The sequence below is a fragment of the Pantoea sp. CTOTU49201 genome (assembly GCF_032054795.1).
Lineage (GTDB): Bacteria > Pseudomonadota > Gammaproteobacteria > Enterobacterales > Enterobacteriaceae > Pantoea > Pantoea symbiotica.
The window spans coordinates 1-3,166 of the sequence record NZ_DAMBSA010000480.1; the positions used below are offsets into that span (position 1 = coordinate 1).

3 protein-coding genes are annotated in these 3,166 nt (G+C 54.5%); all 3 read right to left on the reverse strand.

Going from position 1 to position 3,166, the window contains the following annotated elements:
* Positions 1 to 1,206 (reverse strand): ATP-binding protein (locus RTY00_RS22490; protein ID WP_312666358.1); only part of this gene is annotated, 1,206 nt, incomplete at its 3' end.
* Between the two features lie 17 nt (positions 1,207 to 1,223).
* Positions 1,224 to 2,309, reverse strand: coding sequence for a DNA replication/repair protein RecF (recF, locus tag RTY00_RS22495; protein ID WP_008105299.1), 1,086 nt, complete (start codon positions 2,307 to 2,309; stop codon positions 1,224 to 1,226).
* A 167-nt stretch (positions 2,310 to 2,476) separates the two neighbouring features.
* Positions 2,477 to 3,166: DNA polymerase III subunit beta (gene dnaN / locus RTY00_RS22500; RefSeq protein ID WP_312666360.1), on the reverse strand; the 690-nt coding region annotated here is incomplete at its 5' end.

Sequence of the window (3,166 nt, forward strand, 5' to 3'; positions counted from 1 at the left end):
ACCGGCCAAATCCAGCGCGCCTTTACGGCGAGTCATTTCACGTGCACGACGTGCAGCTTCACGCGCACGCGCCGCATCGATAATTTTGCCGACCACGATTTTTGCGTCAGACGGGTTTTCCAGCAGGTATTCCGCCAGCAGTTCGTTCATCTGCTGCTCAACCGCCGATTTCACCTCTGAAGAGACCAGCTTATCTTTGGTCTGAGAAGAGAATTTCGGATCCGGCACTTTCACGGAAACCACGGCAATCAGGCCTTCACGCGCATCGTCACCGGTCGCACTGACTTTGGCTTTTTTGCTGTAGCCTTCTTTATCCATGTAGGCATTCAGCGTACGCGTCATCGCCGCACGGAAGCCGGCCAGGTGCGTACCGCCGTCGCGCTGTGGAATGTTGTTGGTGAAGCAGTAGATGTTTTCCTGGAAACCATCGTTCCACTGCAGCGCCACTTCCACGCCGATGCCATCTTTCTCAGTCGAGAAATAGAACACCGTTGGATGAATTGGGGTTTTATTCTTGTTGAGATACTCAACAAACGCCTTGATACCACCTTCGTAGTGGAAGTGATCGTTCTTGCCGTCGCGTTTGTCTTCCAGACGAATTGAGACGCCAGAGTTCAGGAACGACAGTTCACGCAGGCGTTTCGCCAGGATTTCGTACTCAAACTCAATCACGTTGGTGAAGGTTTCGTAGCTCGGCCAGAAGCGCACGCGAGTACCGGTTGCATCGGTATCACCCGATACCGCCAGCGGTGCCTGCGGCACGCCGTGCTGATAAACCTGCTGATGCACTTTGCCTTCACGGCGAATGGTCAGCTCCAGCTTCTGCGACAGGGCGTTTACCACTGAAACGCCAACGCCGTGCAGACCACCGGAAACTTTATACGAGTTATCATCAAATTTACCGCCGGCGTGCAGGACGGTCATGATCACTTCAGCAGCAGAGACGCCCTCTTCCGGGTGAATGCCAGTAGGAATACCACGGCCATCATCTTGCACTGAGACAGAGTTATCTGCATGAATAGTAACGGTAATGTCACTGCAGTGACCGGCGAGCGCTTCGTCGATTGCGTTATCCACGACTTCGAATACCATGTGATGCAGACCGGTGCCGTCATCCGTATCGCCGATGTACATGCCCGGGCGTTTGCGTACCGCATCAAGCCCTTTCAGGACTTTGATACTTGAGGAGTCATAAGAATTCGACATCAACGTTTCTCGCTCATTTAATCTTCAGGTTGAACCACTATTTTACCCTGTTCCACGCGGAACATCTTGCCCTTTTCATCACTCATGTCGATTACATGCTCGACACCAATGGCGCTGACAAATACTTGAGCCTGCGTGGCTTTTAGGCGTTCAGCTAACAGCCGACGACGGGTGTCATCCAGCTCTGAGGCAAAGTCATCAATCAAATACAAACAGCGTCTTCCGCTGCTGCGCGTCAGATATTCGCCCTGCGCTAAGCGCAGCGCACACATCAGCAGTTTTAATTGACCGCGTGAGAGTAAATCTTCCACCGGCGTGCCCTCGGCACGAATACGAAAATCGGCTTTATGTGGGCCGCTGGCGGTGTAGGTGAGCGCGCGGTCGCGCTCGAAATTGCGTTCCAGCAGCTCGGCGTAATCGCTCTCTTTATCCCAGCCGCGCTGGAAAGAGAACGCCAACTCAAACTCCGGTAAAAACTGGCCGCAGGTGGCGATGATCTCGCGGGAAATCGCCGCGCTGTATTCGGCGCGCCATTGGCTGATCTGCTCGGCCAGCGGCACCAGTTCCTGATCCCACGGACGAATCTGGCTGTAGCGCGATACCTGACGCAGCGCCGCATTACGCTGTTTTAGCAGACGACGCAAATTGCTCCAGGCATGGAAAAATCCGGGCGAGGCGTGAAAACAGCCCCAATCGATATAGGCACGACGGTATTTTGGGCCGCCATTCAGCAGGGTAAAGCCTTCCGGCGTAATCAGCTGCATCGGCAGCAACTGCGCCAGCTCCGCCACTTTGTGACCATCGCTGCCATCAATACGCACTTTGCTGTCGCCAGCACGATTCTTGGTCAAACCAACCGACAATTCTCGTTCGCTGCCTTCAATGCGACCGTGCAGCACAAAGGCGTCCTGATCGTGACGAATCACGCGGCCAGCTTGCAAACTGCGAAACGCGCGACCGTGCCCCAGCGTGTAAATCGCCTCCAGCACGCTGGTTTTGCCGCTGCCGTTGGCGCCGACAAGGAAATTAAAGCCCGGCGCCAAAGCCAGATCGGCCTGCTCGATGTTGCGAAAATCTTTAATCAGGAGGCGGGTTAAAGCCATAACGAATCCAGCGAGAGGGGGATTTTACCTAACATTTGAGAGCCAGGCCGTCGGCGGCGCAGCCAGTCTGGTTACGGCCAGCGCACAGAACTTGGGAGCATACTGAAGTATGTGACCAAGGGCGAGCACTGCCCGGGACCAGAATGGCAAGTAAGCCAGGCCGATATTTATAAACGCATTGGCATGACGACGTAGGCTGCAGCCGGACTGGCAACATCTTCAATCTGCACACTCGATACGCCATCGGTCAGCAGCAAACGTACGTTCTCGCACTTCAGCGCATTCAACACATCCAGCACATAGCTGACGTTGAATCCGATCTCCAGATCGGTGCCGTTGTAAGAGACATCCAGCATCTCTTCCGCTTCTTCCTGCTCCGGGTTATTCGCCGTTATCTTGAGCTGATTTTCAGTGATATAGATGCGAACGCCGCGGAACTTCTCATTCGAGAGAATTGCCGCACGCGCAAACGCCTGCTTCAAAATATCACAGCCAGCTTCCAGCGCTTTATCGGGGTTCTTCGGCAATACGCGGCGATAATCCGGGAAACGGCCATCAACCAGCTTCGACGTAAAGATGAAGTCGCCCACATGTGCGCGGATATTGCTGCTACCAATTTGCACTTGCAGCGGCGTTTCACCACCATCGAGCAAGCGCATCAGCTCAATCACACCTTTACGCGGCACGATCACCGAATGGTTCGGCAGCGCCTGACCAATCGGCATTGAGCACACCGCAAGGCGGTGACCATCGGTGGCGACGGTACGCAACTCTTCGCCTTCGGTTTCGAACAGCATACCGTTGAGGTAATAACGCACATCCTGATGCGCCATTGAGAACTGCGTGGCTTCGATCAG